The 22213-nt window shown below is 69.7% G+C and carries 20 protein-coding genes; 10 read left to right on the forward strand and 10 right to left on the reverse strand.

What is annotated here, in order from left to right; translation table 11 throughout:
• Nucleotides 1–40: 40 nt before the first annotated feature.
• Nucleotides 41–907, reverse strand: a complete 867-nt coding sequence (locus OG776_RS21695) for a GNAT family N-acetyltransferase (protein WP_148009262.1) — start codon at nucleotides 905–907, stop codon at nucleotides 41–43.
• Nucleotides 908–1056: 149 nt separating this feature from the next.
• Between OG776_RS21695 and OG776_RS21700 the strand changes: the two genes are divergently transcribed.
• Together OG776_RS21700 and OG776_RS21705 are read left to right on the forward strand one after the other, a co-directional pair.
• Nucleotides 1057–1689 (forward strand): HAD family hydrolase, encoded by a 633-nt coding sequence (locus OG776_RS21700; protein ID WP_148009261.1) that lies wholly within the window; start codon nucleotides 1057–1059, stop codon nucleotides 1687–1689.
• Nucleotides 1690–2085: 396 nt separating this feature from the next.
• On the forward strand, nucleotides 2086–3675 hold the full coding sequence (locus OG776_RS21705; protein WP_329322300.1) for a globin domain-containing protein: 1590 nt from the start codon (nucleotides 2086–2088) through the stop codon (nucleotides 3673–3675).
• A gap of 50 nt (nucleotides 3676–3725) precedes the next feature.
• On the opposite strand, the gene OG776_RS21710 is transcribed toward OG776_RS21705, so the two are convergent.
• The 5 genes from OG776_RS21710 to OG776_RS21730 all read right to left on the reverse strand — a co-directional run bounded on the left by OG776_RS21710 (nucleotide 3726) and on the right by OG776_RS21730 (nucleotide 7496).
• A complete protein-coding gene (locus OG776_RS21710) occupies nucleotides 3726–4208 on the reverse strand; it encodes an NUDIX domain-containing protein (protein WP_148009259.1) in 483 nt (160 codons plus the stop codon).
• Nucleotides 4209–4319: 111 nt separating this feature from the next.
• A complete protein-coding gene (locus tag OG776_RS21715; RefSeq protein WP_329322302.1) occupies nucleotides 4320–5225 on the reverse strand; it encodes a LysR family transcriptional regulator in 906 nt (301 codons plus the stop codon).
• A gap of 244 nt (nucleotides 5226–5469) precedes the next feature.
• Nucleotides 5470–6615 (reverse strand): cystathionine gamma-lyase, encoded by a 1146-nt coding sequence (locus tag OG776_RS21720; protein WP_148009257.1) that lies wholly within the window; start codon nucleotides 6613–6615, stop codon nucleotides 5470–5472.
• On the reverse strand, nucleotides 6612–7103 hold the full coding sequence (locus tag OG776_RS21725; RefSeq protein WP_148009256.1) for a low molecular weight protein-tyrosine-phosphatase: 492 nt from the start codon (nucleotides 7101–7103) through the stop codon (nucleotides 6612–6614). The genes OG776_RS21720 and OG776_RS21725 overlap by 4 nt, the downstream gene beginning before the upstream one ends.
• 9 nt (nucleotides 7104–7112) lie before the next feature.
• Nucleotides 7113–7496 (reverse strand): phage holin family protein, encoded by a 384-nt coding sequence (locus tag OG776_RS21730; RefSeq protein WP_148009255.1) that lies wholly within the window; start codon nucleotides 7494–7496, stop codon nucleotides 7113–7115.
• A gap of 79 nt (nucleotides 7497–7575) precedes the next feature.
• Between OG776_RS21730 and OG776_RS21735 the strand changes: the two genes are divergently transcribed.
• The 4 genes from OG776_RS21735 (at nucleotide 7576) to OG776_RS21750 (ending at nucleotide 9948) form a co-directional block, all read left to right on the forward strand.
• On the forward strand, nucleotides 7576–7893 hold the full coding sequence (locus tag OG776_RS21735; RefSeq protein WP_329323743.1) for a cupin domain-containing protein: 318 nt from the start codon (nucleotides 7576–7578) through the stop codon (nucleotides 7891–7893).
• A gap of 166 nt (nucleotides 7894–8059) precedes the next feature.
• Nucleotides 8060–8272, forward strand: a complete 213-nt coding sequence (locus OG776_RS21740) for a DUF5326 family protein (RefSeq protein WP_148009254.1) — start codon at nucleotides 8060–8062, stop codon at nucleotides 8270–8272.
• Between the two features lie 341 nt (nucleotides 8273–8613).
• Nucleotides 8614–9411, forward strand: a complete 798-nt coding sequence (locus OG776_RS21745) for an IclR family transcriptional regulator (protein WP_261994553.1) — start codon at nucleotides 8614–8616, stop codon at nucleotides 9409–9411.
• A 99-nt stretch (nucleotides 9412–9510) separates the two neighbouring features.
• On the forward strand, nucleotides 9511–9948 hold the full coding sequence (locus OG776_RS21750; protein ID WP_148009253.1) for an SsgA family sporulation/cell division regulator: 438 nt from the start codon (nucleotides 9511–9513) through the stop codon (nucleotides 9946–9948).
• An 84-nt stretch (nucleotides 9949–10032) separates the two neighbouring features.
• Here the strand turns inward: OG776_RS21750 and OG776_RS21755 are convergent, their stop codons facing one another.
• On the reverse strand, nucleotides 10033–11481 hold the full coding sequence (locus tag OG776_RS21755; RefSeq protein ID WP_329322306.1) for a YibE/F family protein: 1449 nt from the start codon (nucleotides 11479–11481) through the stop codon (nucleotides 10033–10035).
• A gap of 220 nt (nucleotides 11482–11701) precedes the next feature.
• Here OG776_RS21755 and thiC point away from each other — a divergent pair, with 220 nt between their 5' ends.
• Together thiC and OG776_RS21765 are read left to right on the forward strand one after the other, a co-directional pair.
• A complete protein-coding gene (gene thiC / locus OG776_RS21760; protein WP_148009252.1) occupies nucleotides 11702–13531 on the forward strand; it encodes a phosphomethylpyrimidine synthase ThiC in 1830 nt (609 codons plus the stop codon).
• Between the two features lie 154 nt (nucleotides 13532–13685).
• Nucleotides 13686–15167: a VWA domain-containing protein gene (locus OG776_RS21765; protein WP_329322309.1), complete on the forward strand. Its 1482-nt coding sequence runs from the start codon at nucleotides 13686–13688 to the stop codon at nucleotides 15165–15167.
• 114 nt (nucleotides 15168–15281) lie between these two features.
• Here OG776_RS21765 and OG776_RS21770 read toward each other — a convergent pair whose 3' ends face one another.
• The 3 genes from OG776_RS21770 to OG776_RS21780 all read right to left on the reverse strand — a co-directional run bounded on the left by OG776_RS21770 (nucleotide 15282) and on the right by OG776_RS21780 (nucleotide 18856).
• Nucleotides 15282–16151 carry a hypothetical protein gene (locus OG776_RS21770; protein ID WP_329322311.1) on the reverse strand — a complete coding sequence of 290 codons (870 nt, stop codon included), beginning with the start codon at nucleotides 16149–16151 and terminating at the stop codon, nucleotides 15282–15284.
• Between the two features lie 181 nt (nucleotides 16152–16332).
• Nucleotides 16333–17457 (reverse strand): metallophosphoesterase, encoded by a 1125-nt coding sequence (locus OG776_RS21775; protein WP_148009249.1) that lies wholly within the window; start codon nucleotides 17455–17457, stop codon nucleotides 16333–16335.
• Nucleotides 17458–17743: 286 nt separating this feature from the next.
• Complete coding sequence (locus OG776_RS21780; protein WP_148009248.1) at nucleotides 17744–18856, reverse strand: LacI family DNA-binding transcriptional regulator; 1113 nt, start codon at nucleotides 18854–18856, stop codon at nucleotides 17744–17746.
• 533 nt (nucleotides 18857–19389) lie between these two features.
• Between OG776_RS21780 and hisC the strand changes: the two genes are divergently transcribed.
• Nucleotides 19390–20463: a histidinol-phosphate transaminase gene (gene hisC / locus OG776_RS21785; protein ID WP_148009247.1), complete on the forward strand. Its 1074-nt coding sequence runs from the start codon at nucleotides 19390–19392 to the stop codon at nucleotides 20461–20463.
• Nucleotides 20464–20681: 218 nt separating this feature from the next.
• The gene (locus OG776_RS21790) at nucleotides 20682–22199 is read left to right on the forward strand and encodes a cytochrome ubiquinol oxidase subunit I (protein WP_329322313.1); all 1518 of its coding nucleotides are present in this window, start codon (nucleotides 20682–20684) and stop codon (nucleotides 22197–22199) included.
• The last annotated feature ends 14 nt before the right edge of the window (nucleotides 22200–22213 follow it).

Raw genomic sequence — 22213 nt, forward strand, 5'->3', positions numbered from 1 at the left:
GTTCGCGCGTGCCGGAAGCCTCGGCGCGTCAGGTGGTTCTTCAGCCCGCCGCCACCGTCAGCGGGGCGAAGCGGCGCGTCCAGTCGCCGGGCAGTTCCGAGACCCCGTACGCCATCACGGCGTTGAAACCGACGGACTCCAGGCCGCGCGCCTTCACCCAGGACAGCAGTTCCTGATGCCGTACGTCGACGTCCGTACGCAGCGGACGGTCGGTACGCGCGGCCAGCGAGGTGACGAGCGCCTTCGCGGTCTCCGTGTCGCGGGCGATCAGGGGACCGACGACATGGGTGTCCATGTTCGGCCAGGCGGCCGCGTATCCGGTGATCCGGCCCCCCTGTTCGGCGACGCGCAACTGGTCGGAGAAGGCGGGGAGGCGCGTGATGATGTGCGTGCGGTCGAGGCCGAAGACCTCGGCGTCCAGCCGGAGGATCCCGGTGAGGTCCTCGGCGCCGGCCGCCCGTGTGGGGACCTGGGTGTCCGGCTCACGGAGGGCGAAGTGTCCGCGGACCATCTCGGCGCGGCCCGTGACCTTGAATCCGAGCTCCTCGTAGAGCGGCTGCCCGTAGGGCGTCGCGTGCAGGGTCAGCGGAGTGGGGCCCATCTCCGCCACCACGTGGCGCATCAGCTGTCGGCCGACGCCCTGGCGGGCGTACCGCCGAGCCACCAGCACCATGCCGATCGCCCCCAGATCGGGCCGGCCCGGCGTTCCGTAATCGGTCACCACGCACGCGGTGACGAGTCCGCCGTCCGGTGCGTCGATCCCGTACCCCTTTCCCGCGGTCAGAAGCAGACCCCATTTGTGCTCTTCGCGGGGCCACCCCCGGTCCTCGGACAAGTCTGCGCAGGCGGTGAGATCGCGGAGCGTCAGGCGGCGGATGGGCAGAGCGGGGAGAGAAGGTGTCGACACGCAGGTCAGGCTGTCTGACAGGCACCCCTGACGTCCACCTGATTGCCCGTGGACGGATGCGCTTTTAGCCATGGTGTCCTTCGTGAGGGCGGACGCGTCCAGACGTTTCACGTGAAACGGTGAAGAGGCGTCCTCTAGCCTCGACTCGCATGGCACGCCTTCATCTCTTCGACCTCGACGGAACGCTGTTGTACGGGAGTTCCGCGCCACTGGAGATCTCGCGGCAGATCGGCCTGGAGGCCGAGACCATCGCGATCGAGCAGGAGATCTCGGCAGGACGTATCGGACCACCGGAATACGCCACGCAGGTCCACGCCTTGTGGGCCCGGCTCACCGACGCGCATGTGGCCGCGGCCTTCGACCAGGCGCCCTGGCTGTCCGGCATCGAAGACGTCTGGACCGAGATCAGGGGCAACGGGGACTACTGTGCCGTCGTCTCGCTCTCCCCGTCCTTCTTCGTCGAACGGCTGACGAACTGGGGCGCGCACGCGGCCTACGGCTCGCGATTCCCGGCCCTGCCCTTCACCGAGCCCGTCGATCTGGCCGGCATTCTGAGCGCCGCGGCGAAGGTGCAGATCGCGAACCGGCTCTGTGAAGAGTTCGGGGTGAGGCCGAGCGACTGCGTCGCTTACGGTGACTCGCACTCGGACAAGGACCTGTTCGAGACGGTGCCGGTGTCCGTCGCGATCAACGCGGACCGCCACCTGGCCGGGATCGCCACACGCTCCTACGTGGGGCGAAGCCTGTGGGACGCCTATGAACTGGTCCGGCAGGCCCTGTAATCACGGCAATTGATGGGGAGTCCCTCGTTCGATCGCTTCGAGTGAAGAGCGGACTTGTCCGGGGGGCGACTGCCGGTATGGTCGACTCCGGTTCGCGTCCCCGTGATGTGCGGGCACGTCGTGGGCCGCGAACGCAGGCCAATGCAGCGTACCGGGACGGAAAGATCGAGACCCGAATTTTCCGTTATGCGGACGGGCGTTGACGCGGAGTGGGATGCTGCGGTGAGAGCGATGCGGTCAATGTCACGTTCTCGCCTTACTTGTCCGCGCAGAGCGGAAAGCTGGGTTGAATGTGGCCGCATTGGTCAGAGGACTGAACGGGGCAGGAGAGCAAGCCGTCTACGGGGGAAAGCAGGCATCTTCCGAAGACGGAAGTGTGCGTAGACCGACCGAAAGATGTTCGAGGCGAGGCACAGTATGGACGCTCCGACCACCACGTCGGCCGACAACGGCACTTCCGGAGGAAATGGCGGGAGCGGCTGGTTCACGCCGCGCAAGGAACCGGCACCGGCACCCGCCGACCGAGAGCGGGAGACCGAGGGCGCGAGCCGTCTGGCCGCGTTGCGGCCCGTCGGCCGCACCGCGGAGACCGGGCCGACGGAGACAGGCCCCGAGCGGCACAGGGGCCACGCGGACGGGGAGACCGGTACGCCCGCTCGAATATCCGCTCTTGAGGCCGTGGTGTCCGCGTCCACGCCCCCGGAGGCACCCGAGCCCGTCCGGGACGCTCTCCCGCCCTTCCGGGCCCCTACGACGCCGCCGCGGACCATGCCTCCGGTCATGTCCCCCGCGGAACAGAACCCCGCCCCCTCGCGACCGGGACCGGTCCGTCCGTCGGCGCCCGCGGCACGTCCCGCCGCCGTCGCGGAGCCGTCCCCGGACGCCGTGCTCATCCGGCGGACCATGGCCGAGGTCGGACCCGTCGCCGACAAGGTCACCTCGTACTTCTACGCGCTGCTCTTCGTGCGACACCCTGACCTCAGGTCACTGTTCCCCGCCGCGATGGACACCCAGCGGGACCGGCTGCTCAAGGCGCTGCTGACCGCCGCCGAGCACATCGACAACACCCCGGTGCTCGTCGACTACCTGCAGAACCTCGGCCGTGGACACCGCAAGTACGGCACCCGGCCCGAGCACTATCCGGCCGTCGGCGAGTGCCTCATCGGCTCGCTCAGCCGGTTCGGTTCGGCGGTCTGGGACGCCGAGACCGAGGCGGCCTGGGTGCGCGCGTACACGACCATCTCCCAGGTCATGATCGACGCGGCGGCCTCCGACGAGCTGCGTGCCCCCGCCTGGTGGTACGCCGAGGTGGTCGCGCACGATCTCAGGACGCCCGACGTCGCCGTCATCACCGTCCGGCCGGACCAGCCGTATCCTTTCCTCGCCGGGCAGTACACGAGCCTGGAGACGCCGTGGTGGCCCCGGATCTGGCGGCACTACTCGTTCGCCTCCGCGCCCCGCTCCGACGGACTGCTGTCCTTCCATGTGAAGGCGGTTCCGGCGGGATGGGTGTCCAACGCCCTGGTGCACCGCGCGCGCCCCGGCGACATCATCCGTCTCGGCCCGCCCGCCGGATCGATGACCGTCGACCACAGCAGCGACAGCGGCCTGCTCTGTCTGGGCGGCGGCACCGGCATCGCGCCCATCAAGGCGCTGGTCGAGGACGTCGCCGAGCACGGGGAACGGCGTCCGGTCGAGGTCTTCTACGGGGCCCGCACCGATCACGACCTGTACGACATCGACACGATGCTGCGGCTTCAGCAGAGCCATCCCTGGCTCGCCGTCCGTCCGGTCGTCGACCACCAGGCGCATCTGCACCTGCCCGACGCGGTGCGGGAGTACGGGCCGTGGAACGAGTACGACGCCTACCTCTCCGGACCGCCGGGCATGATCCGCAGCGGGATGGACGCGCTGAGGAGCGCCGGCATCCCGTCGGACCGCATCCGCCACGACTCGGTCGAGGAGCTCGTCGGGGCCGGCGACTGACACCGGGGCGCCGCCGCGGCCTGAACGCGAGACCGCGGTGGCCGGAGACGTCAGCCCAGGTCGGGCGCGTGCATGGCCCGTACGCCCTCGATGTTCCCGTCCAGGTAGTGGCGCAGGGACAGCGGGACGAGGTGCACGGAGGCGATACCGACCCGGGTGAAGGGCACGCGCACGATCTCGTACTCGCCGCAGGGCTCGTCGATCTCGGGGCCGTGCCGCAGGGCCGGGTCCATGGATTCCAGGCGGCAGACGAAGAAGTGCTGGACCTTCACGCCGGTGGCGCCGCCGTCGTCGCCGATGTGCTCGACGGTGTCGACGAAGCAGGGCACGACATCGGTGACCTTGGCGCCGAGTTCCTCGTGGACCTCGCGGTGCAGGGCGTCGACAACGGTCGTGTCCTCCGGCTCGACCCCGCCACCCGGTGTGAGCCAGTAGGGATCGACGCCGGGCTTGGTGCGTTTGATCAGAATCAGGTCGTCGCCATCGAGCAGGATGGCACGTGCGGTGCGCTTGACCACGGGTCGGACGGTCATGGGAGAAATGTGGCCCGACAGGTTCCACGTGAAACATTCTGGAGCGCCGCGGCCTTCGAGAGGCCTTCGGGGAAGGCGCCCACGGTCGACGGCGGGGTCCGGGGAGCGGCTTCAGGTCCAGTCCACCGCGGCCCGCAGCAGCCATTCGTAGGCGCGGGCGATGTGGGGCATGGCCAGCGTGCCGGTTCGGACCACCAGGAAGTACGTCCGCAGGGGAGGCACCACCGGGTCGAGGAGCGCCACGACGTCCCCGCGCTCCAGGGAGTCGGCACACAGATAGCGCGGCAGCACCGCGAGCCCCGCGCCCGTCGCGGCGCAGGCGAGCACGGCACGAAGGTCCGGGACGACCACCGTGCCCGAGGCGGCCGGGCGGGAGTCGAAGACGGAGGCCCAGTACCGGGCGACGAGCGGCAGTGACTCGTGGACCTCGACCACGGGGAAGTTGTCCAGGACCGGCGAGCCTTTGCGCCGGAGCTTTCCAGGGCCGATGCGGGCCGCCCAGCGGGGAGCCGCGACCAGGACGTGCTCCTCGTCGCAGAGCGGGGTCGCGGTGAGCAGGGCGCCGCGCGGACGGGCCGTGGTGATGGCCAGGTCGTGGTGCCCGGCGGCCAGCCCCTCCAGCGTCTCCTCGGCGTTGCCGAAGGAGGCGCGCAGCGCGTACCCCTGACCGTCCTCGCCCGTCAGCTCCGTCAGGGCGGGCAACGCCCGCTCCGCGGTGAACTCCGGAGGGCCGGCGAGATGCAGGGTGCGCAGCGACGAGTCCTCGTCGAGCCCCGCCTCGGCTATCTCCACCAGGGCGTCGAGATGCGGCGCGGCCTTGTGCGCGAGCTCGTCACCGATCGTCGTGGGTGTCACCCCGCGGGCCTGACGCAGAAAGAGCGGCCTTCCCAACTGCCGCTCCAGGGTCCGGATCTGCGAGGTGACGGCAGGCTGGGAGAGGCCGAGCAGCGCGGCGGCACGGGTGAAGGAGCCGGCCCGGTGCACGGTCACGAACGTCCGCAACAGGGCCAAGTCCATGGCGCCCCTCCTTTCCCAGCACCCTCGACCGAGCCTCAACTATAAATAAGTCGATAGGTCGCTGTCGCTACTGTGATTGGACACTGACACAGAGTCAACTAGCCTTGTTCGCGCGGTTCTTCGCGCAAAGAACCGGGACGGTCCGAGCCACGAGGGGGGAGGCTCGGACCGTCCGTCGTGATGAGCGGCATGCCGGGCGGCCGGACGCGCGGCGCGGCCTGCCCGCCGGCCGCTCGGCACGAGGTCAGTCCGCGGACTCGTCGAGTGCGCGGAGCACGTCCGCGACCAGGTCCTCCGGGTCCTCGGCGCCGGCCGAGAGGCGGATGAAGCCTTCCGGCACCGCGTCGCCGCCCCACCGGCCGCGCCGCTCGGCGGTGGACCGGACGCCTCCGAAGCTCGTCGCGTCGTCCACCAGCCGCAAGGCGTCGAGGAACCGGTCGGCACGCGCGCGGGTGGGGAGCGTGAAGGAGACCACGCATCCGAAGCGCCGCATCTGCTGCGCGGCGATCTTGTGGGAGGGGTCGTCGGGCAGGCCCGGATGACGCAGGCCCGTCACCTCGGGCCTGCCCCGCAGCGCCTCGGCGATGACCAGGGCGTTGGCGTTCTGCCGGTCGGCGCGCAGCTGGAGGGTGGCGAGCGAGCGGTGGGCGAGCCAGGCCTCCATGGGGCCCGGGATCGCTCCGACGATCTTCCGCCAGCGCCGCACGGGCGCCATGAGGGCGTCGTCGAGCGCGGTGACGTATCCCAGCAGGATGTCACCGTGCCCGGTGAGCATCTTCGTCCCGCTGGCCACCGAGAAGTCGGCCCCCAGCTCCAGGGGGCGCTGCCCGAGCGGGGTGGCCAGGGTGTTGTCGACGGCGACGAGGGTGCCCTGGGCGTGGGCCGCCGCCACGAGCCGCCGTACGTCGCACACGTCGAGGCCCGGGTTCGAGGGGGTCTCGATCCACAGCAGCTTGGCGCCGTCGAGGACGTCGAGCTGCGCGTCACCGGCGGTGGGCGCGGTGCGCACCTCGATGCCGTACGAGGTGAGCTGCTCACGCACCAGCGGCAGCACCTGGTAGCCGTCGTCGGGCAGGACCACCACGTCACCGGCGCGCAGCTGCGAGAAGAGCACCGCCGAGATGGCGGCCATCCCCGAGGGGAAGGCGAGCGTGGTCACGCCCTCCTGGTCCGGGGCCTCCAGTTCGCCGATGGCACGCTCCAGGAGCGTCCAGGTCGGGTTCTCGTCCCGGCCGTAGGTGTAGGGGCCGGTCGGGTCGCCCGGCAGATGGAAGTGCGCGGCAAACACCGGCCCCGGCAGGGTCGGCTCGTGTTTGACGGGTTCGGGCAGCCCCGCCCGCACCGCGCGGGTGCCGTCGCCGCTCGCCGTGACGAAATCCCCTGACGTCATGTGGCCCGTCCCTCCAGTTCCTGCTGAACAGCGGCGAGAAGTCCGTGGCTCGCCGTCTCCACCATCTCAAGACATTCCTGGAAATCGCTCAGACGTCCGTAATACGGATCGGGGACGTCCGGATCGCCGTCCGCCGCGGGGTCGTAGGACCGCAGCAGACGGACCTTGTCCGCGTCCTCGGGGGTGGGCGCGAGACGGCGCAGGTCCCGCAGATGGCCGGAGTCGAGGGCGATGACGAGGTCGAGACGGGAGAACCATCCGGCGCGGAACCGGCGGGCCGTGTGCTCGCTCCCGTAGCCGCCGGACTCCAGCACGGCGACGGTGCGGGAGTCCGCACCGTCGCCCTCGTGCCAGCCGCCCGTGCCCGCGCTGTCGACCTCGACCACGCCGTCGAGCCCGGCCTCCGTCAGGCGCGCGCGGAAGACGGACTCGGCCATGGGGGAGCGGCAGATGTTGCCGGTGCAGACGAAGCAGACGCGGTAGGGCATCGGGGTCTCTCAGTCGTCGTCGCCGTCGGGGAGGACCACGTTGAGCGCCCAGGACACCACCGAGATGATCAGGCCGCCCAGCACGGCCGTCCAGAAGCCCTCGACGTGGAAACTCAGGTGCAGCTTGTCGGCCAGCCATGAGGTGAGCAGCAGCATCAGGGCGTTGACCACGAGGGTGATCAGGCCGAGCGTGAGAATGAACAGCGGGAAGGTCAGTATCTTCACCACGGGCTTGACCAGGAAGTTCACCAGTCCGAAGACCAACGCGACGAGCAGCAGCGTGCCGACTTTCTTGCCGGTGCTGTCGCCCGTCAGGGTGATCTTGTCGAGTATCCACACGGCCACGGCCAGGGCCCCGGCGTTGGCGATCGTCTTGACTACGAAATTCTTCATGTGTCTGATCGTGGCAGAAGAGATCGACTGGCGAGCCGGGCTGTGGACAGCCCGCGGAGCACGGGAGCGGACGAGCGCGATGAAGGCATTCCGGCTGGACGAACTGGAGGCGGAGCGCGCCGCCAACGACGGCGCCTATCTGCAGTTCCTGCGCGAGCGGAACATGTCGGTCGGCCTGTACGCCCTGGACGCCGGCGAGCGGGACTCCCAGCGGCCCCACCAGCAGGACGAGGTGTACTGCGTGGTGAGCGGCCGGGCCTCGATCACGGTCGGCCTGGAGACCACGCAGGTGGCGCGCGGCAGCGTCGTCTACGTCCCCGCGGGCGTCGCCCACAAGTTCCATCACATCACCGAGGACCTGAGGGTGCTGGTGGTGTTCTGTCCGCCGGAGAGCTGAGCTCCGTCTCAGGGTTCCCTAGGGGAACGGTCAGGGGAGGACAAGGGGTGCGCGACGCCCACGGTGCGCCCCGCGGGCCCTAGCATCGAACGCAGGACAGTCGGAGAACCCGGAATCGACGTCCCGGGCTTGGGACGACGGGCTATGAGAGGCAAGGACGAGGGCGATGCGAGAGATCTTCAACGGGATGCCGTGGTGGGTGAAGTGGATCGCGGTGCCGGTCATCGCTCTGGTCGTGTTCGGCACGGTGATAGTGAGTGTGCTCACCGTGGTGATCGGTCTGCTCTTCAAGGCGCTGGTCTTCGTCGCGCTGGTCGGCGGGCTGATCTACGTGGTGCGCAAGTTCACGTCGAGTTCGTCCTCCCGCGGCGACTGGTGACGCACCACCGGGTGAATCCCGGGTAACGGGCAGGTGGGCAAAGGGAACTCCAGGTTCCCTCGCCCGAGGGAAGTTTTCCGGCAGGGCCGTCTGCGAGCGGTGGCAGGCGGTTAAAGTCCGGAATTCGACGCGGGGCCGACTCCCCGCGGGCAGCGCACAGCCCCCTCCCGTGTCCCCCCGCACGGGCGGTTCCCCTCGCGCTTCGGGAGTGCCCCTTGGCCACGGTCGACACCGCACCCGCGGAATCCCTCACACCACCCGTCCAGCGGTCCGGTTCCTCCGCCGCGTCCTACGTCGCGCCGGCCCAGCCGCGCTCCTCGCCCGCGGAGATCCGTACGCCCCTGCCGGCCGCGCGCACCGGGCGGCTGGAGAGCACGTCCTCGGAGCTCCACCCCACGACTCTGATCGGCTCCGTGCAGAGAGCGATGCGTCTTCTGGAGGCCGTCGCCGCGCGGGAGCACGGGGCCCCCGCGAAACAGCTCGCCCGTGAGGCCGGGCTCGCGTTGCCCACGGCCTACCACCTGCTGCGCACGCTGGTCCACGAGGGCTATCTCTCCCGGGACAAGGGCCTGTTCTTCCTCGGTGACGCCGCCGAGCGGCTGAGCAGCAGCGGAGCCCAGCAGAAACGTCGCAGCACGGTGAGCGACGCGCTCGCCCGCTGGCGCGACGCGATCGGCGCCCCCGTGTACTACGCGGTCTACCGCGACGGCGAGATCGAGGTCATGAGCGTCGCGGACACCCCGGGGAACCCGGCGGTGGCGGAGTGGGCCGACTTCCGGGAGACCGGTCACGCCCACGCGGTCGGCAAGTGTCTGCTGTCCCAGCTCGACGAGCGGGCCCGCCGGGACCACCTCGACCGCTACCCCGTCCGCTCGCTCACCCCGTACACGGTGCGTGACGACGCGGCCCTGCTGCGGCGACTGGAACGGACGGGACGGATGGACCCCGTCACCGAGCGCCAGGAGTACGCGCTGGGAACGGTGTGTGCCGCACTGCCCATCACCGCGGGGACGACGGCCGCGACCATGGCCATTTCCCTCCCTGTTCACCAGGCCGACCGGCTGCTGCCGGCGGCCCGACAATTGCAAGGTGAGATCGGCAGACTACTGGGGACACTGGCGATCTCTATCAGCATCTGAAAACTCACTCCTTGTGATCTCCTGTGCACGTTGAGCAAGATTTCAGCAGTGTCAGGGGGACGATTCCTGGCCAGTCGAAGGCAAACGACGGGGTAGGCGATGCGCGAGTCGGTACAGGCAGAGGTCATGATGAGCTTCCTGGTGTCGGAGGAGCTGTCCTTCCGCATCCCGGTGGAGCTGCGCTATGAGACCTGTGATCCCTACGCCGTGCGGCTGACCTTCCATTTGCCCGGTGACGCCCCGGTGACCTGGGCGTTCGGGCGGGAGTTGCTGATCGACGGGGTGGGCCGGCCGTGCGGCGACGGCGATGTGCACATCGCGCCCGCCGACCCGGACGCGTTCGGCGAGGTGATGATCCGGCTTCAGGTGGGCGGCGACCACGCGCTGTTCCGGTCGGGCGCGGCGCCGCTGGTGGCCTTCCTCGACCGCACCGACAAGCTCGTACCGCTGGGACAGGAGCGTTCCCTCGCGGACTTCGACACCCACCTCGACGAAGCGCTGGACCGCATCCTGGCCGAGGAGCAGAGCGCGGGTTGAGCCGTTCCCACGGCCCTCTGGAGGAACGCTTCCGCACTCGCTGGAGAAACGCTTCCGCACACTCGGGGCGGACGCGTGGCGGCTTCAGTGCTTGCGGCGGCGTCCCTTGCCGCTCCGGACCGGTCCCCGGCCCCCCACGGGCTCGTGCGCGGACGCCACGGGCCCTGTGGCGGCCGTGGGGACGACCGGAGTGCCGGGACGGTCCGCGGAGACGACCAGGGCCGCCAGCGCGGTGGTGACCGGCACCGAGGCGACCAGGCCGATCGAGCCGACCAGGGTCCGCACGATCTCCTCGGCGACCAGTTCGCTGTTGGCGACCGCGCCGACGCTGCTCTGCGCGATGGAGAACAGCAGCAGCAGCGGCAGCGCCGCACCGGCATAGGCCAGGACGAGGGTGTTCACGACCGACGCGATGTGGTCGCGGCCGATCCGGATGCCCGCGCGGTACAGGCCACGCCAGCCCATGGTGGGGTTGGCCTCGTGCAGTTCCCAGACGGCCGAGGTCTGGGTCACCGTCACATCGTCGAGCACACCGAGCGAACCGATGATCACCCCCGCGAGCAGCAGTCCGCTCATGTCGATGGAAGGGTAGAGGCCGTGGATCAGACCGGTGTTGTCGTCGGTGTTGCCGGTCAGTGCCGCCCAGCCGATGAACACCGAGCCGAGCACCCCGATCAGCACGAGCGAGAGCAGGGTGCCGAGCACGGCCACCGAGGTACGGGCCGACAGGCCGTGGCACATGTAGAGCGCGATCAACATGATGGCGCTCGCTCCGACCACCGCCACGACCAGGGGATTCGCGCCCTCCAGGATGGCGGGCAGGATGAACAGGGTCAGGACGAGAAAACTGACGGCCAGTGCGATCAGCGCCATGAGACCACGCAGCCGGCCGACCACCACGACGGCCAGCGCGAAGATCCCGGCGAGCAGGGCCATCGGGAACTTCCGGTTCACATCGGTGACCGAGTACTGCAGATTCTTGGGCGCCGAGGGCTCGTACGCGACCACGACCTTCTCGCCCTGGTGCAACTGCCGTGACTGGTCGGGCTGGACGATCTCGGTGAACGTACGGCCCTTGTCCTTGCCGGTGTCCACCCGGACCGTCGCCTTCTTGCACTCGCCCGTGGTCCGCTGCCGGGCGGAGGGGTCCGCGGTGGCGGCGTCACCGGCCGGGACCGATCCGCCCGAGGCGTTCACCGACTTGCAGTCCACCTCGACGACCTCGGTGACCGTGGCCTGCTGGCTCTGCCGGTCGAAGCCGACCCCGGTGCGCTCGTGCGGCGGGGCGCCGCCGGGCCAGAGCACCACGAGACCCGCGACGACCGCCGCGGCGAAGGGAATCAGGACGGCCGCGATGACCTTGCGCAGATGCTTGGAGACGGGTGCGGCGGGGCCGTGAGCGTGGCTGTGCGTGTGCCCTGCCGCGGGCAGCGGGCCGGGTCCGTGCGCATGCCCGTGTCCGTGGCCGTCGCCGGGGCCGGAGCCGCGCCGCGGCTCGGACGGCGGGAACGGGGGCTGCTGCATCGTGGTCACCGGCCGATCATCGCAAGAACGGCGAGGGCCCTCTGTTCACCGCGCCAGACATGACGCTAGCGTGGAAGCACCTTTGCACACGCGGGAGCTCGGAGCACCGGGCTGAGAGGGCGCTGACCTCCGTCCCAGCGATGTTTCACATGAAACATCGACCGACGGAAGCCGCTGCGTCGACCGCTGAACCTGTTACCGGGTAATGCCGGCGTAGGGAGTAGGTCTCATGACCAACAAGGACGTACGCACGCCTGCCTCCAGCCAGACGGACGGGCCGTCGGCCGCGTCCCCGGGCGAACAGCCCGCGGGGGCAGGGCAGTCCATCGGGTGGCACAAGGCATACGTAGGGGGGTCCCGCCCCGATCTGCGGGTGCCGGTCCGTCAGGTGCACCTCACCGACGGGCGGTCCGTCACCCTGTACGACACCTCCGGTCCGTACACCGATCCGGCCGTCGACACGGACGTGCGCAGGGGCCTCGCCCCGCTGCGCGACCACTGGATCGTCGCCCGGGGCGACACCGAGGAGTACGCGGGTCGTCCGGTCCGGCCCGAGGACGACGGGATCAAGCACACCTCACCGCGCGGAGGCCTCCGCAATCTCGACGCGGTCTTCCCGGGCCGGCCCCGCCAGCCCCGCAGGGGGCGCCCCGGAGAGGCGGTCACCCAGCTCGCGTACGCCCGCCGCGGTGAGATCACACCCGAGATGGAGTTCGTGGCGGTCCGCGAGAACGTCGAGCCCGAGGTCGTCCGCGAGGAGATCGCCGCGGGCCGTGCGGTGCTGCCCGCGAACGTCAACCACCCGGAGATCGAGCCGATGATCATCGGCAAGCGGTTCCTGGTGAAGGTGAACGCCAACATCGGCAACTCGGCGGTCACTTCCTCCATCGAGGAGGAGGTCGAGAAGATGACATGGGCGACCCGCTGGGGCGCCGACACGGTCATGGACCTGTCCACCGGCCGCAACATCCACACCACGCGCGAGTGGGTCCTGCGCAACTCCCCCGTCCCCATCGGCACCGTGCCCCTCTACCAGGCACTGGAGAAGGTCGACGGCCGCGCCGAGGAGCTGACCTGGGAGATCTACAAGGACACGGTCGTGGAACAGGCCGAGCAGGGAGTGGACTACATGACGGTGCACGCGGGCGTACGGCTGCCGTTCGTACCGCTCACCGCGAACCGCAGGACCGGCATCGTCTCGCGCGGCGGGTCGATCATGGCGGCCTGGTGCCTGGCACACCACCGGGAGTCGTTCCTCTACGAGAACTTCGAGGAACTCTGCGAGATCCTCGCCGCGTACGACGTGACGTACTCGCTCGGCGACGGGCTGCGGCCCGGCTCGATCGCGGACGCCAACGACGCAGCCCAGTTCGCCGAGTTGAGGACCCTCGGGGAACTCAACACGATCGCGAAGCGTTTTCAGGTGCAGACGATGATCGAGGGCCCGGGACACGTCCCGATGCACAAGATCAAGGAGAACATCGACCTCCAGCAGGAGATCTGTGAGGAAGCTCCGTTCTATACGCTCGGCCCGCTGACCACGGACATCGCGCCCGCGTACGACCACATCACCTCCGGCATCGGTGCCGCGATGATCGCCTGGTGGGGTACGGCGATGCTCTGCTACGTCACCCCCAAGGAACATCTGGGTCTGCCCGACCGTGACGACGTCAAGACCGGTGTCATCACATACAAGATCGCCGCGCACGCGGCCGACCTGGCCAAGGGGCATCCGGGCGCGCAGGACTGGGACGACGCGCTCTCCGACGCCCGCTTCGAGTTTCGCTGGGAGGACCAGTTCAATCTGGCCCTCGACCCCGACACGGCCCGCGAGTTCCACGACGAGACGCTGCCGGCCGAGCCCGCCAAGACCGCGCACTTCTGCTCCATGTGCGGCCCCAAGTTCTGCAGCATGAAGATCAGCCGGAGCATCGCCGAGCAGTTCGGCGGTTCCGCGGCCGAGGGGGCCTCGCCCGAGGAGATCGCCGAGGGGATGCTCCAGAAGTCGAAGGAGTTCGCGGCGAGCGGCAACCGGGTGTACCTGCCGCTGGCGGACTGACACCCCGACCCCCGCGCAGGGGTGCTCGGGGTCCGGCGGACCCCGAGCACCTCCCCCGCCGGGACCGCGGAAGGAGCGCGGCACCACCCCGTCGTACGGGTTCGTCGTGTCCTCACCGTCACGGACCGCCGGGTTCCGTCGGCAGACTGGGCCCATGACATCGACATCCATGAGCAAGGGCGCCAACCTGCCGGTGGCCGTCGGGTCCGTCCGGGCCGTGCTCGGCTGGACGGGAGGCGCCGGCGCGCCGGACGCGGACGCCTCGGCCCTGCTGCTCGGTGCGGACGGCCGGGTGCGGGACGACGGCGACTTCGTCTTCTACAACCAGCCGCAGCACGCCTCCGGTGCCGTACGGCATCTGGGGAAGCGGCAGGACGCCGGTGTCACGACCGACACCGTCGAGGTGGACCTGCGCGCGCTGGAACCGGGGATCGAGCGGGTCGTGCTCGGCGCCTCGGCCGACGGCGGCACCTTCGGCCGGCTGTCCGGGCTGACCCTGCGGCTGCTCGACGCGGGCACACAGCGGGAGTTCGCGCGCTTCGAGATGGAGGCCACGACGGAGACGGCGTTCATCGGAGGCGAGTTGTACCTACGGGGCGGACAGTGGAAGTTCCGCGCGATCGGGCAGGGGTACGCGTCCGGACTCGCTGGGCTCGCCACCGACTTCGGCATCAGTGTGGACGAGGAGCCCGGCCCGGTGGCTCCGGTGGCGTCGGTGCCGCCCGTCCTGCGGCCGGTCGCCGTACCGGGTCCTCCGCCCCCTCGGGCCGTCCCGGCACCAGGGCCTCCTCCCGCGTCCCGGGTGCCCTCGGCTCCCCCGGTGCCTCCGGCTCCCCCGGTCCCTCCGGCACCCCCGGCCTCCGCCCCGCGCCTGACCAAGGGCGAGGAGCGGCTGCCCGTGGACATGCGCAAGCGGCTCTCCCTGCGCAAGGAACAGGTGGCGGTCAGCCTGCGCAAGCACGGCGCGGAGGGCGTCACGGCGCGGGTGGTGCTGATCCTCGACGCCTCCGGTTCCATGTCCTTCCTCTACGCCAAGGGCGTCGTCGCGGACGTGGTCGAACGCATGGCCGCCGTGGCCGCGCAGGTGGACGACGACGGCGCGATGCAGGCGTGGACGTTCGCCTCCCACGCGGCCCGGCTGCCGGACCTGACCCTCGGCGAACTGCCCGAGTGGCTGCGGCTGCATGTCCGCGTCGGTGAACTGAGCCTGTTCAGGCGCGGCAAGAAGCCACGGAGGGGGCTCCTGCCGGGCCAGGTGGACATGCGGACGGTCGGCATCCAGAACGAGGAGCAGAAGGCGATCGCCGAGGTGCGCACGTACGTCAGGGAGCATCCGGCCGCCGATCCCACTCTGGTGCTGTTCTTCTCGGACGGTGGGGTCTACCGCAACGACGAGATCGAGCGGGAGCTGCGGGAGGCCGTCGAGGAGCCGATCTTCTGGCAGTTCGTGGGGCTGGGCCGGTCCCACTACGGCGTGCTGGAGCGGTTCGACAGCCTGCCGGGCCGGCGCGTCGACAACGTCGGTTTCTTCGCCGTGGACGACATCGCGAACCTTCCGGACCCGGAACTGTACGACCGGCTGCTCTCCGAGTTCCCCACGTGGATCACGGCGGCCCGGCGGCAGGGCATCCTCTGATCCCGTCCGCCGGTCCGGCGGCCCGCACCCGGGCACGCCGAAGTCCGATCGGGGCCCGCGTCTCGGCAGCGCGGGCCCGGTTCCTCCCATCGCCCCGGTGTCGGCGCGCCGGGGTCACTCGGGCTGGTGCTCGGGCCCCCCGAAGTCCGGGCTCGTGAAGTCCGGGCTGGAGAAGCTCGGCCGGGGGCCCGCCGCGGGTCCACCGTCGGGGCTGCTGAACCCCGGCCGGTTGTAACCGAGGTGGGGTATCCGGCCGGTGGTGGGCGTCGGCGACGGACGGTCCAGTGCCGCCGAGCCGGGATCGGCGAGGGCGTGCCGGAGGAACGGCAGGATGCCGCGCTCCAGCAGAGCGTCCCGCCAGGCTTCCCCGGCCCGGTCGACCTCCTCGTCGAGCTCGCCGCGCGCTCCCGCCCGGAGCGAGGACGAGCCGTTGCGCAGTGCGGTCAGCAGCAGCCCGACCGCGGCGACCAGGATCGCGGCCGCCGTGACCGCGCCGAAGACCCACCCGGTGGTCAGGAGAGTCCGGGCGAACGTCTGTTCTGGATCGAGCACCTTCAACAGGTAGCCGACGAGCAGGAAGATCACCGCTGCCGTGCCGGCGAGAACGGGAGCGAGCACCGCGATGACCGCGACGGCTCCTGCTCCGGCGGTCTCGGTGACCTCTCCCATGGTGGTGGCGAGCCCCACCGCGGCGGCGCTCGGCTCCGCGGAGCCGATCTCCTCGCTGACGGCTGGGGTGGACCGCACCGGATGGCGCAGTTCCTCGCGGACCTTCACGTAGTGCGCGTACTCGGTCGCCGCGGCCGCCGTGATGAGTGCGGTGGCGTTGAGCGCCATGGTGCGCAGTTGCTCGGAGTTGAGCCGCCGGCCGGCAGCGGCGAGTTCCGGGCGGAATGGGGCGGAGCGCAGCGCCTCATCGAGGATCCGCTCGTACTCCTGGCGGTCCTCACTCAGCAGGTGCTGCGGAACGCTGTTCATCTGCATCCCCCGATGCTCCGTAGGGCTGATGGCTCGCACGCTGACGAGCCGTTGGGCAGAAACGGAGGGGAGCCTGCTACGGATAAGGCGATGGTAGAGCGGCGACGGCACGCCGTGACAGGGGGTTTCAAGAAATTGCCCCCTGGCCGGCGTGGTCCTTCGTGGTGGACGACCGCGCGGAGAACGCTCAGCCGGCCAGGGGCAGCTGCCGGACCAGCAGCTTTCCGGCCATGGTCACGCCACCGTCCATCGCGATGGCCAGTCCGTCGGCGTAAAGATGGGGTTCCTCCACCACGGGGCTCGGGCTGTCCTCGCCCTCCTCGGAGCCGACCTCGCCCAGCAGATACGGAATGGGACTGTGGCCGTGGACGATACGGGTGCCGCCGTAGGTGTCCAGCAGGGAGAGCACGGCCTCGGCACCCCCGTCGTCGCGGAAGGCGAAGCGCCGGGTGAGCTTGCGGAAGAGGTCCCAGCACTCGTCGGCGTCGTTGCGGGTGAGGGTTTCGCGGATGGTGTCGTTGACCGCTTCGATGGAGTCGCCGTAGTCGAGGTAGGCGGTGGTGTCGGAGTGCACCAGGAGGTGGCCGTCGACCTCCTCCATCGCGTCGAGGCGGGCCATCCACTGCAGATGGTGGTCCTGGAGACGGTCCATGTCGGTCTTCTGGCCGCCGTTGAGCAGCCAGGCGGCCTGGAAGGTGGCCGTGCCCGCGCCGGAGTTCACCGGCGTGTCGCCGAACCGCTTGGCGCCGAGCAGCAGCAGCTCGTGGTTGCCCATCAGGGCCTTGCAGTAGCCGCCGACGGCGGCCGCCTCGGCGGACAGGCGCATCACGAGGTCGATCACACCGATGCCGTCCGGGCCGCGGTCGGTGAAGTCGCCGAGGAACCAGAGGCGCGCGGTCCCGGCGGACCAGGTGCCCGCCGCGTCGAGGAGGCCCTGCTCCTGGAGCGCGGCGATCAACTGGTCGAGATAGCCGTGCACGTCGCCGACGACGTACAGCGGACCCGGGCCCTCGGCCGGCTGCGGGGCCGGACCGGCCTCGGGGGCGACGGCGACCTGGACGGTGTCACCCCGGTTGATGACGGGCAGGTCGCGCTGGGTCGGCGTGTAGCCGTCGGGCTCCTCGGGGAACCCTTCGCCGAAAGGCTCACCCTCGGCGGCACCGAAAGGCTCACCCTCGGCCGCACCGAGAGGCTCGTCCGGAGACGTGCTCGGCACGTACGGACCGGTCTCGTGGACGTACGCGGGCACCCGAAAGTCGCGCAACGTCTCCGTCCGCAGCACCTCGGGTCCCTGACCGGCCCCCTGAGTCATCGACCCCTCCACCACCATCGCGCCGCATCTGCACCGGATCGGACTGCCTGGTCGCAGCGGCCCGCGGTGTCGTGGGCCCATCATAGGAATGCGGATCGCGCCATGTGATGACCCAGGGGTGGTGAATCGGAGCAGGAGCCCTGTTCGCCACGGTTTTCGCCCGAATTGGGCAGGGCTTTCGCAGGTGGACGGCGCGTGGCGCGGGCATCCGGACGTCAACCGCGGCGCGCGCGGTGCCGCCCCCGCGCGCCGACACCGGGCCCTGCCTTCCGTGCCGATGCCTGGCTCATCCCTGTTCGGGCGACCGGGGCGGGCTGACCGTCGTGCGGGGCGACCGGCGCTCGGAGGAGGTCCGCACGATCAGCTCCGTCGGTATCACCTGTTCGACGGGCTGGTCGGAGTCGACCCCTTCGATGGCGTCGATGAGGAGCTGGACCACGGCGGTGCCGATCCGGCGCGGTTTCAGCGAGAGCGTGGTGATCGGCGGTTCGGTGCTTGCGTAGACGGTGGACTCGCTGCAGCAGACCAGCAGCAGGTCGTCCGGTACCCGCAGGCCGTAGCGCCGGGCCGCGGCCAGCAGATCGGTGCCGTTCGGGTCGAAGAGGCCGTAGACGGCGTCGGGGCGGTCGGGGCGGGCCAGTAAGCGGTCCGCGGCGACGGCGCCCGCACAGGGATCGTGGGCCGGGTAGGCCTCGTACACCGGGTCCTGTCCGACCCGCTCGCACCAGCGCAGATAGGCGGTGGTGGAGAGATGGGTGTAGGTGTCCGTGGAGGTGCCGGTCAGGAGGCCGATCCGGCGGGCGCCGGCGTCCGCGAGGTGGTCGAGGATGCCGAGGACCGCTGCCTCGTGGTCGTTGTCCACCCAGGCGGTGACCGGGAGCGTGCCCGCCGGGCGGCCGTCGGAGACGACCGGTAGGCCCTGGCGGACGAGCTCACTGACGACGGGGTCCTGGTCGGAGGGGTCGATGACCACGGTTCCGTCCAGGGCGACGTTCGACCACACGTCGTGGCGCGAGGTCGCCGGGAGGATGACCAAGGCGTAGCCCCGGGCGAGCGCGGCCGAGGTGGCGGCTCTCGCCATCTCCGCGAAGTACGCGAACTCCGTGAAGGTGAAAGGTTCATCCCCGTAGGTCGTCACGGTCAGGCCGATCAGCCCCGACTTTCCGGTACGGAGGGTTCGGGCCGCGGCCGACGGGCGATATCCCAGTCGGTCGGCGACTTCACGGACGTGGCGTCGGGTGGCGTCCGGGAGCCGGCCCTTGCCGTTGAGGGCGTCGGACACGGTCGTGATGGAGACCCCCGCGGCCGCGGCCACGTCTCTGATACCCGCCCGGCCCGGTCGACCGCCTCGGCGGGTGGTCTCCGCCCGGCTCACCTGGTGCTTCCCTGCTGCTGTCATGGCGAGCCGATAGTAGGGCTCATGCGGTGGGGTAGTGCGGACGCATATGCACGCGTTGACAGGCACGTTTCTGCATGATCAAAACAGCCCAAGTGCCTTGGAAACAAAGGAAGTTGAACGATACAATGGCACTACGTGACTTGTCGGCGCGCACAGGCCTGCCAAGTGGGCCATGTTTCGAAGAGGTCTCAACTCACCTTCACGGGTGATGCGCGCTACGGCGTGAGCCACCGGCGCATGGGGTTCTGGATGGCGCGCCCCCCATTCGTACGCCTTCGTACGAAGATGACCGCCGGGCGCGTGTGACGCTCGTCGCACATCGTGGGCTGATCACACAGGAGCGTCCTCGAGCGGTCCTCGGGGCGTACGGCGGTGATCGCCGGTGTGTACGTGTCCAGCGGTCGGCCGGGCGAGGTCCTGCCGGTACGAGGTTGTCCACAGCCCATTCGCAGTGGCGTCGAATCCTCATAAGGTGAGAAGTATTGGTAGCCGGTGGTGGTCATGAACCAGCGGTGGTCGCGAGGAGGACTGCGGTGAGCGAGACGAGCCCCAAGCTGCGTGCCGAGCTGGCGGGTATCCCCACCTACAAGCCGGGCAAGCCCGCCGCGGCCGGTGCGGTGGCGTACAAGCTGTCCTCGAACGAGAACCCCTATCCGCCCCTGCCCGGTGTCATCGAGAGCGTGACCGCGGCGGCGGCCTCGTTCAACCGCTACCCGGACATGGCCTGCACGGGCCTGATGGACGAACTGTCGGAACGCTTCGCGGTCCCTCTTTCGCATCTGGCCACCGGCACCGGATCGGTGGGGGTGGCCCAGCAGCTGCTGCAGGCCACCTGTGGTCCCGGGGACGAGGTCATCTACGCCTGGCGGTCCTTCGAGGCGTACCCGATCATCACCCAGATCAGCGGGGCCACCTCGGTGCGGGTGCCGCTCAGGTCCGACGAGGTGCACGACCTGGACGCCATGGCCGACGCGATCACCGACCGGACCCGGCTGATCTTCGTCTGCAACCCGAACAACCCGACGGGCACCGTGGTGCGCCGGGCCGAGCTGGAACGGTTCCTCGACCGGGTGCCCGGTGACGTGCTGGTGGTCCTGGACGAGGCCTACCGCGAGTTCATCCGTGACCCCGAGGTCCCGGACGGTGTGACGATCTACCGCGACCGGCCCAACGTCTGTGTGCTGCGGACCTTTTCCAAGGCGTACGGGCTCGCGGGCCTGCGGGTCGGCTTCGCGATCGCCCACGAGCCGGTGGCGGCGGCGCTGCGCAAGACGGCCGTGCCTTTCGGGGTGAGCCAGCTCGCCCAAGATGCGGCGGTCGCCTCGCTGCGGGCCGAGGACGAGCTGCTCGGCCGGGTCGGCTCGCTGGTGTGCGAGCGCATCCGGGTGGTCGAGGCGCTCCGGGGCCAGGGCTGGACGGTCCCCGAGACCCAGGCCAACTTCGTCTGGCTCCGGCTGGGGGAGCGCACGCTCGACTTCGCGGCCGCCTGTGAGCAGGCCGGGGTCGTCGTGCGCCCGTTCGCCGGCGAAGGGGCGCGCGTGACGATCGGCGAGGCCGAGGCGAACGACATCTTCCTGAAGGTGACCGAGGGCTTCCCCAGGTCCTAGGCAGTGTCCCGATCAAGGCTCCGGCCGGCTCCCCGCGCAGGGGGAGCCGGCCGGTTCTCGTTTAGGGACCCCCCGCCTGTCCCGTCTCGAACAGTCATGCGTCATACTTGCTTGTGAATGTGAACGCGTTCACAAGCGTGTCCCGGTTGCCCCGTGATGCGTGTGACAAAAAGGGGCAGGCTGCCGCTGCAGCAAGGCGGCGTAAGGAGACTGACGACGTGGAAATGGCCCTGGCGCCGGAGACCCTGGCGCGTTGGCAGTTCGGCATCACCACCGTCTACCACTTCCTCTTCGTCCCTCTGACGATCTCGCTCGCCGCTCTCACGGCGATTCTGGAGACCGCCTGGGTGCGGACGGGCAAGGAGCACTACCTCAGGGCGACCAAGTTCTGGGGAAAGCTGTTCCTGATCAATATCGCCATGGGTGTCGTCACCGGCATCGTGCAGGAGTTCCAGTTCGGCATGAACTGGTCGGACTACTCGCGCTTCGTCGGTGACGTCTTCGGTGCCCCGCTCGCCTTCGAGGCCCTGATCGCCTTCTTCTTCGAGTCCACCTTCATCGGGCTGTGGATCTTCGGCTGGGACAAGCTGCCGAAGAAGATCCACCTCGCCTGCATCTGGATGGTCTCCATAGGCACCGTTCTGTCGGCGTACTTCATCATGGCCGCCAACTCCTTCATGCAGCATCCGGTCGGCTACCGGCTCGTGAAGAAGGCGGACGGTTCGGTCAGGGCCGAGCTCACGGACTTCCCCAAGGTGCTCTTCCAGGAGACGGCGCTCGTCAACTTCTGGCACGTCATCAGCGCTTCCATCCTGGTCGGCGGCGCCTTCATGACCGGCATCGCCGTCTTCCACCTCCGTAAGAAGCGGCACATCCGCACCATGCGGATGTCGCTGAGGCTCGGCCTGGTCACCGCCCTCGTGGGCACGCTCCTCACCGTCGTCAGCGCCGACACCCTCGGCAAGGTGATGTACGAGCAGCAGCCGATGAAGATGTCGGCCGCCGAGGCCCTCTGGGACTCGCAGCAGCCCGCGCCCTTCTCGCTCTTCGCCTACGGCGACGTCGCCGAGGGCCACAACACGGTGGCCATCGAGATACCCGGGGTCCTCTCCTTCCTCGCGAAGAACGATCTCAACGCCGAGATCCCCGGCATCAACGACATCAACAAGGCCGAACAGGAGAAGTTCGGCCCCGGTGACTACCGCCCCAACATCCCCACGGCCTACTGGGCGTACCGCTGGATGATCGGCTTCGGCGGGGTCTCGATGGCCCTGTGCACGGCCGGCCTCTGGCTGACCCGGCGGAAGCTCTGGCTGGCGCCGGAACACCGCACCGGGGACGAGGAAGTGCCGAAGCTCATGCTCACCCGGAGCGTGGAACTGGCGCCGAAGCTGGGCGGCTGGTGGTGGCGGCTGTCCCAGTGGACGCTGATCTTCCCGCTCATCGGCATCTCCTGGGGCTGGATCTTCACGGAGACGGGACGTCAGCCGTGGGTGGTCTACGGGCTGCTGAGGACCAAGGACGCGGTCTCGCCGGGAGTCTCCCAGGGCGAGGTGCTGACCTCGCTGATCGTGTTCACCCTCATCTACGCGGTTCTCGCGGTCATCGAGGTGAAGCTGATGCTCAAGTACGTCCGGCAGGGGCCACCCGAGCTCACCGAGGCCGACCTCAACCCGCCCACCAGGATCGGCGGCGACTCCCAGGACGCCGACAAGCCGATGGCCTTCTCCTACTAGGCCCAGGGAGCTGC

The organism is Streptomyces sp. NBC_01689 (assembly GCF_036250675.1).
Lineage (GTDB): Bacteria > Actinomycetota > Actinomycetes > Streptomycetales > Streptomycetaceae > Streptomyces.

Bases quoted from the DNA above. Each gene is read 5' to 3' on its own strand.
- OG776_RS21770 (WP_329322311.1), bottom strand. From the start codon at position 16,151: ATGCAGATGAACAGCGTTCCGCAGCACCTGCTGAGTGAGGACCGCCAG.
- OG776_RS21775 (WP_148009249.1), bottom strand. From the start codon at position 17,457: ATGACTCAGGGGGCCGGTCAGGGACCCGAGGTGCTGCGGACGGAGACG.
- OG776_RS21740 (WP_148009254.1), top strand. From the start codon at position 8,060: ATGCGAGAGATCTTCAACGGGATGCCGTGGTGGGTGAAGTGGATCGCG.
- OG776_RS21750 (WP_148009253.1), top strand. From the start codon at position 9,511: ATGCGCGAGTCGGTACAGGCAGAGGTCATGATGAGCTTCCTGGTGTCG.
- OG776_RS21730 (WP_148009255.1), bottom strand. From the start codon at position 7,496: ATGAAGAATTTCGTAGTCAAGACGATCGCCAACGCCGGGGCCCTGGCC.
- OG776_RS21715 (WP_329322302.1), bottom strand. From the start codon at position 5,225: ATGGACTTGGCCCTGTTGCGGACGTTCGTGACCGTGCACCGGGCCGGC.
- thiC (WP_148009252.1), top strand. From the start codon at position 11,702: ATGACCAACAAGGACGTACGCACGCCTGCCTCCAGCCAGACGGACGGG.
- OG776_RS21705 (WP_329322300.1), top strand. From the start codon at position 2,086: ATGTTCGAGGCGAGGCACAGTATGGACGCTCCGACCACCACGTCGGCC.
- OG776_RS21735 (WP_329323743.1), top strand. From the start codon at position 7,576: ATGAAGGCATTCCGGCTGGACGAACTGGAGGCGGAGCGCGCCGCCAAC.
- OG776_RS21765 (WP_329322309.1), top strand. From the start codon at position 13,686: ATGACATCGACATCCATGAGCAAGGGCGCCAACCTGCCGGTGGCCGTC.
- OG776_RS21780 (WP_148009248.1), bottom strand. From the start codon at position 18,856: ATGACAGCAGCAGGGAAGCACCAGGTGAGCCGGGCGGAGACCACCCGC.
- OG776_RS21710 (WP_148009259.1), bottom strand. From the start codon at position 4,208: ATGACCGTCCGACCCGTGGTCAAGCGCACCGCACGTGCCATCCTGCTC.
- OG776_RS21720 (WP_148009257.1), bottom strand. From the start codon at position 6,615: ATGACGTCAGGGGATTTCGTCACGGCGAGCGGCGACGGCACCCGCGCG.
- OG776_RS21700 (WP_148009261.1), top strand. From the start codon at position 1,057: ATGGCACGCCTTCATCTCTTCGACCTCGACGGAACGCTGTTGTACGGG.
- OG776_RS21725 (WP_148009256.1), bottom strand. From the start codon at position 7,103: ATGCCCTACCGCGTCTGCTTCGTCTGCACCGGCAACATCTGCCGCTCC.